Raw genomic sequence first — 6,933 nt, forward strand, 5'->3', positions numbered from 1 at the left:
GCAGCAAATCCAAAACCAAGACCTACTATTATCCCCGGCACCTTTATGTTGCTGGAATATGGGAGAAAATTATAGGGAAGCAGATATCGGATGAATTATAGTTTCAAAACTTTTTTCACCACCTCATTTCCTGCGGTTTTATATAAAATGTAATACAATCCGCTTGCAAAACTACTCATATCAATAGTGGAGACGTTGGTGTGGGCTGGTAATTGCAGGTCTTTCATGAGCATACCCTGCACATTCAGTATCTGAATATGTGCATCATTTCCCAGCAGGGGATAATCGACCTTCAGCTTATTTAATACAGGGTTTGGCGACAGTGCCAAAGAAGTGCGTTCAACAGGCAGCGCAGCAGTTTGAATGCCCAGGGAATCCCAGGCAAGCGCAGATGTTATTCCTTCTGCCACCCTGAACCCATCGAGGTCTGCTGCAGGTGTATTGTTACTGCTTTGAAAGACCTGCAGGGCATTCCATTCACCGCCATAGGGTACTTCACCGGTAGTGCTTAGGGCAAAGGAAGCATTACATTTTGAACCGGTTGCCGGCTCTGAAACGGTGGAGGGATTCACCCACAGGTAAGCCTTATCGGGACCGCCGTTCACAATATCGTAGCGTATTACTATTAAATAGGTTTCGCCGCTGAGATACCGGGCATCAGTAGTAGTAAAAGAAGCAGTACTTATACCTTCTGCAATGCCGAACTGGAGCTCATTACCCGCACCTGGTTCTTTTTGCACAAAAAAACTGCAGGCAATGTAGGGTGTTAAAGAATTAGTATCCCGTAGCGCCACGTAAAAGAAACCTGCATTGCTTAGCACTTCGTTTATGCGAACAGCAAAACTCATAAAAACAGTTTTGCTGGTTGTTGTCTGGATCCTTGCCGAAAATGGCTTATAAGGGTCTTTACCATCTATATGATCTGTACTGATATATTGTCCGCCGCACGGATAGATGAAATACTGCAACGGGAGGGCATTATTTACAATAACCTCATTACCGGAATTCTCATCCACCCACCTGCCCTGGCCTTTGAGGGTTCCATTGGCATAGCCGGTAAAATTTTCATTCAGCACCAATTGAGTATGTGCGGTAAGGGCAATAAAAGATACCATGACAAAAGAGTACATCTTTTTCATCTTAATCGGGATTTTTAAAATGAACAAATAGTCAAGGGTACCTCAACAGTGAGATAGACTAAATGGCATTGTAACTGGCTAAAATTAAATTGAGGAATTCAAAAGGATGTTGGTACGGAAATATTTGGCGTGAATTTCAATGAATTGCTGATCAGAGAGTCTATTATAAATTTAGATAATATTATTTTAAAATGCAAGTGTATTCAAAACAAATTGGATAATGAGCAAAACTACTATACAAAGTTCAATGTTTGTTCGCGGATAATCCCCAATTTGCCGGCCTATAAATTTACTGGTATAAAATCTAAGGGTTTGCCATTGCAGCCATACATTTTACATTCCCGGGGCAATAAGTTATAAAAAACAACCCCCGACGTTTCTGTCGGGGGCTAACTATTACAATATGTCTTGATCGATTACTGTATCCCCCTACCGGGCAGGCGGTTCCCTCTTCAAAAACACAAAGCCATTTTTTCGATACAATTCTTTTAACTGCGGAAATTTATAGTTCTGCACCCGATCTATTTTCGTCACGAAATAAACAGGTTTGTCTATATTTCCCGATATCAGCCATTCTTCGTTATAGCTATTCGGGTTGGTGGGCTTTTCTTTCATAGTATAAAACAAGACGCCATAGCTTTTAAAGCCCAGGCAATGAACATAACAATCTTCACCCTGGCGGGCAATGAAGAAATCAATACTCGCAGCCTGGGAATACTGCTCTACTTTCGGAACAATGATGGCCGATGCCAGGAACACAACGATGGCCATGGCGCCAAAGAGGGTAAAAGCAGCCCTGTAAAACTGACCTCGTTTCAATTTTCTTATACCAATAATCAGTGAAACGACCAGCAGGATACCGACGATGCCTTCCCAGCCACCCCAATGCACATTCGCTTCCATGTTAGCTTTTGCGAACACATCATCCACATAAGGAGCCAGCAATTTAACTTTTAGCCCAATAACGGCTACTCCCAGGATCAGCAGAGAAATAATACCTCCCAGAATGCCAAGGAACACGCCGACGTATTTTTTATAAACTGCCATTTTAAGCTCCCATTTATAAATGGAATAGGCTGCCAGGAAGGTAACGGGAAACCATGCCAGCGAGGAGTAGTGAATAATACGCGACTGAACGATAGTGAACAGGATGGTCACTACCCAGAACAAAAAAGTCATCCATTTTTTAAAGTCTTTATCAAAACGGCTGCTGTATTGTTTACTAAAAAAAGCCGGAAAGGCCAGAATGGAGGCTGGGAAACATCCCACCAGAAGCACGATGTAATGATAACCCCAAAAGCCGGCCTGGTCTGCATCGTGAGTTGTAAACAGGCGGTATTGATATTTCAGGAATTCAATGATAAACCAGGGCCCCTGGCTGATCGTTTCATAGACGTACCAGGTGGACAATACCGCGAAAGAAGTAACCAGAAAAAGAATGGCATGCCACCAGTTGAAATATAGCTTAAAGCGGTTATAGATCAGGTATACGCCCAATACCAGTAAGAATAGCATAAGGGCTACCGGACCTTTTGTAAGTATGGCCAGCCCCATAAACAATCCGGACCACAGCACATAAAAATATAGTGGTTTTGTAAGCCCATCTTTATCGAAACCGTTCTTTTTCCAATGATACAGGATAAAATAATAAAGAGAAAGAAAGATAAAAAGATTGAACCAGGGATCGATGATCCCCGATTTGAAATACATATTGGGGAAAAGCGAGCCGCCATAGGCCAGCGCCCAGAGAATGCCAAAGCTGGTATCGTAGATGCGCCTGCCTATAGAGAAAACTACGACCAGGGTTACGATACCGCAGATAGCATTAGGAAAACGGGCTGCGAATTCTGTTACGCCAAACCATTTCATGACAGTGCTCTGCATCCAGAAATATAGAGGGGGCTTTTCCCAGAAAGGCTTGAAATCTATATGTATCCGGGTATAATCATTAAGCTTTAGCATTTCCCTGGAACATTCGGCAAAGTTTATTTCGTCCCAATCAAATAAATGCACGTGTCCGAGAAATGGAATAAAAAACAGGGCCGCTACAACGGCGATCAAAAGAATCAGGGTGTAATTTTTCAAGCGTATATTGGATTAAATCTTCAGAAAATAATCAAAACTCAGGAAGGATAAAGAATAGCGGTTTAATGAAGTGTATCTAAAGTTTTTTGTATTGGATCCAGTGGCTTGTGCGTTAACAGTTTGAATTTATATCTCATCAATATGTCATATGGCCAACCTTCGCCAATCAAAAATATAAGTATGATGCAACAAAACCGAGTTTTGTTTGTTAACCCCGGGTTATCTCTTTCTGAAGATCTTCTGAAGTTTATGATCCGGTCAAAAAGGCGTTGTCTTCGAGACTGTTAAGTAAGTGGTTTACATAAAACAACCCCCGACGTTTCTGTCGGGGGCTAACTATTACAATATGTCTTGACCGATTACTGTATCGATCGGGAAACAACCGGCGAATACGCCTTTTGACCTTTGCGGCCAATTGCAACCACGCTTCCTGTTTGCCGGTTAGCAGTTACAATGATCATTAATTGTAAACCTGCTTTCGTTTGTTGTGCGCCGTTCAACACGGATTTGTTTAATTGCTTCCAGTACACAATAGATCGGTTATACATCGCTGCTTTCGCTTTACAACACAAACGTACGGCGGGAGAAAAAGGCATTTTTCGTTTTACTCTCAATCGCTTGGAAATCCTCCCTTAGCATCGGTTTGCAATTAAACAGGATTGTTTTTCGTGAAAGCGGGATCTTTTTTTTTGAAACAACTTCTGTTTAATTTAGGACATGCTCATTTCTGTCGAAAAAAGTTTTTTCCTATTGCAAACAATACCTGTTTAATTAAAAGTTTTCAGGTTTGCGTGAAACAGTGACATTTTTCTGAAAAAGCAGTGATCTTTCGTCTATAAATAACATCATTCCTGCTGAGAAAAATACCATTGTTTGTGTAAACAGTATCATTCTTCGTTAGAATAAGAACATTTCAATTGAAAATGTATTCGTTCTATTAAAAAAAATGCAAGTCCTATTGCAAACGATATCATTCTTCGTGAGAAAAATACTCATTTTGCCTGGAAAACAATTCTTTAGAAAAAGAGGACCCAATGTATTACAAGGTAAATAGCTTGATTTGTGTTTGAGTTACATGATGCGGAATATTTTTTGCCTGATTACAAAATATCGTATTTTCAAGTACTCATTTAGGTTATCGTTTTGGCTCACACTGATTAGTTAGCACACTAAAACAATCTATTTTAACTCTTAAACGTGTGCTGTTATGTTATCACAGGAAGAACGTGATGAAATTAATAGAAGTCCTTTCTTGCGGGATGTAATGATGGAACAAACATTTGATCTTTGTCACTTATTTTTATCCTGACCAACTGCTTACCCTTACTGTTAGTGAGGAAGATGTCATAAAGATTACTGACTACAACTATTCAAGGTCTTGTGAATTATTAAATAAAATTCGGAGGAAGTTGCGTAAAGGATCGACGCACTCGGTACGCTTGTCGGAGTTTTGTGATTACATGCATATCGACGATATATTGGTGCAGGTCTTCCTCGCCTCCCTGAAAAGGGAGAACCCACCTCCACCTATCCAGGTAATAGAGGCTGATTATACAGACAAACCGCTTCGGGACAAATATGAGGTAAAGAAAGAACCCCGACAGGGTATAATAATCCATATGCCGCTATCCCTATATGATGAGCTGAATCCTCTTGGCGAAGCCATGTATAAAAGAAAGGGCCTTTACCGGTGCATCGTACGTCCTTATGAGGTAGCGCAGATTTATGATATTCACATAAATACGGCGAGGGCGATGCTGAGGAAAGTAAGGAAAGAAAAGGAATTGCCTGCAAGAGCACATGTGTCAATCGAAAAATATTGTCAAATTCACCATGTAGAAGAAGATGTCTTTCGCCATTCCCTGGTCTCCATTCATGAGGACGATAAGAACATTGATGATGACGACGATTAACAGCGCACCAATTTGGGGCCTTTTTATTTTAATATTGTTTTAATGAGTTAATAACACTAACGAAAATATATAGGTGAATATTTATTGAAACAAAAAATATACATCCCGGATTTTGTTTTGAATAAAATATCCATTTACTTTTACTGCTCCATTTCAATGAACACACGTCACACCTGTTAGCTTCTATAATAAGATCATTCCATACGGCGTAAGATAATCGCTATCGTTCAGCAAAATCTTTTTGCAAATCACGTAAACACTGGCTTGTTGCCTGTAGTGTAAATCGCCATTCTTTCATGGTGATGATACCCTATGTTTTTTCTTAATTAAAAATAAAGCTTATGAAAAGGACACTCGTTCTGACAGCATTGCTGTTGGCCGGCTTCGCCGTGACTTTTAATGCCTGTAAAAAAAATGGAGAACAGGCTGCCATTGAAAAACAAACAGATGGAGCCGTTAAAGTAGAAAACGGCCGTCTGGCTTTCAAAACAAACAAGGATTACTACAATTACATTGAAACCGTGAAAACGGAAACCTCTGTTAAAGCAGGCTTTAATTCCCTCTACGCTGCCCTGCAGGCTTCGTACAAGAAATCCGACAAGGACCCAGGTCTGTCTACCACACTGGCTGATCTTAATAAATTCGAATTTCCTGCAGGTTTTCTCGCAACATTAAATGATAAAGGAGAGGTGAAGATCGGGGATGAGATCATCTGGTATCATAATGGTAACAAGTACTGGATCCCAGCCAGCGAGGAAGCAAACCTGGAGACCATCAAAAAAGATCCGGCACAGATCCAAAAAGTTTCTCCGTATGCTGCTATCACATTTACAAAAGAAAATGCGCGGGTTGACCTTGGTAACGGTGGCCTGGATGCGCGTAACCAATATGTGTTTTTTCCTATAAGCGCTGTTAGCGGTCAGGGCATGGTAGGCAGCAACCGGAAATACGTTCATGAAGTATATGGCCGGGTTGATCCCTATACCGATCCTTCTTTACCTGGCATCCAATTGTACAGGGCGTATGTGATCCTTCGGTTGAAAATGGAATGGAGAGGCTGTTGCGACTGGAATCCAAACGCCAGTGAAGAAAGATCTGAAAGCGTAGCGGTATCCGGTACCTGCACATTGCCGGGCATGAGCCGTTTGAGCACCTATATTCAGGGACCTACCTTCAATATCACCGACTCAAGACCTTCTACCCGCGAGAATATCGATGTGCCATTGGTTATTGCCGATGTAGTAGGCGCTATGCCACCTACCTGGAGTGTTGAGGTGAATGGTACTGTTACTTCTACCTTTATTGGCGCCACTGATGCCTCAGGCAAGTGGATCAATACCGGTGGTCTTTGGTAGTAGTTATTGGCTGAACAGTTTTGTTTAAGGATACATGATTATAGAGAGTAAAAGGCCGTTCCGAAAAAGTCGGGCGGCTCTTTTAAGGTTTTTTATGATCCTGTATTTTTTTAGCTAAAAATACATTACTCAACATGTTGCTCAATCAGTTTTTGAAGATTCTTTTGTTTCCCCGCATTAAGCAGCTCCTGGCAGTAAGTTGTAAAATAATGGTGGGTACTCAGGAAGGAGAGGGAACTTTTGCGCCAGTTTTCCATTGGTTTTTGCAGCCTTGCTTCCAGTTCTTCTTTTACCAGTTGATTATGGGTGAAAAATTCATCGGTGCCGAGATGATACATATCTGCATCGCATATAATTTTTTCCGATAACGTATGCGGACTTACCGGCATTTTGGTGGCCATTATGTTGTTGCTGATATTTTCAATGATGTTGATGGCTACA

Annotated in this window: 5 protein-coding genes and 1 pseudogene; 2 read left to right on the forward strand and 4 right to left on the reverse strand. The window is 41.2% G+C overall.

What is annotated here, in order from left to right; translation table 11 throughout:
- Nucleotides 1–95: 95 nt before the first annotated feature.
- The 3 genes from ACJ751_RS04950 to ACJ751_RS04960 all read right to left on the reverse strand — a co-directional run bounded on the left by ACJ751_RS04950 (nucleotide 96) and on the right by ACJ751_RS04960 (nucleotide 3,820).
- Nucleotides 96–1,139: a T9SS type A sorting domain-containing protein gene (locus tag ACJ751_RS04950; RefSeq protein WP_407744266.1), complete on the reverse strand. Its 1,044-nt coding sequence runs from the start codon at nucleotides 1,137–1,139 to the stop codon at nucleotides 96–98.
- A gap of 429 nt (nucleotides 1,140–1,568) precedes the next feature.
- Nucleotides 1,569–3,224 carry an ArnT family glycosyltransferase gene (locus ACJ751_RS04955; protein ID WP_407744267.1) on the reverse strand — a complete coding sequence of 552 codons (1,656 nt, stop codon included), beginning with the start codon at nucleotides 3,222–3,224 and terminating at the stop codon, nucleotides 1,569–1,571.
- Nucleotides 3,225–3,583: 359 nt separating this feature from the next.
- Nucleotides 3,584–3,820, reverse strand: coding sequence for a hypothetical protein (locus tag ACJ751_RS04960; protein WP_407744268.1), 237 nt, complete (start codon nucleotides 3,818–3,820; stop codon nucleotides 3,584–3,586).
- 813 nt (nucleotides 3,821–4,633) lie between these two features.
- Here ACJ751_RS04960 and ACJ751_RS04965 point away from each other — a divergent pair.
- The gene (locus ACJ751_RS04965) at nucleotides 4,634–5,137 is read left to right on the forward strand and encodes a hypothetical protein (RefSeq protein WP_407744269.1); all 504 of its coding nucleotides are present in this window, start codon (nucleotides 4,634–4,636) and stop codon (nucleotides 5,135–5,137) included.
- 341 nt (nucleotides 5,138–5,478) lie between these two features.
- A complete protein-coding gene (locus ACJ751_RS04970; RefSeq protein ID WP_407744270.1) occupies nucleotides 5,479–6,492 on the forward strand; it encodes a hypothetical protein in 1,014 nt (337 codons plus the stop codon).
- Nucleotides 6,493–6,617: 125 nt separating this feature from the next.
- Here the strand turns inward: ACJ751_RS04970 and ACJ751_RS04975 are convergent.
- A pseudogene (locus ACJ751_RS04975) lies at nucleotides 6,618–6,933 on the reverse strand (phosphohydrolase); the annotation flags it as partial.

Source organism: Niastella sp., from assembly GCF_045805085.1.
GTDB lineage: Bacteria > Bacteroidota > Bacteroidia > Chitinophagales > Chitinophagaceae > Niastella.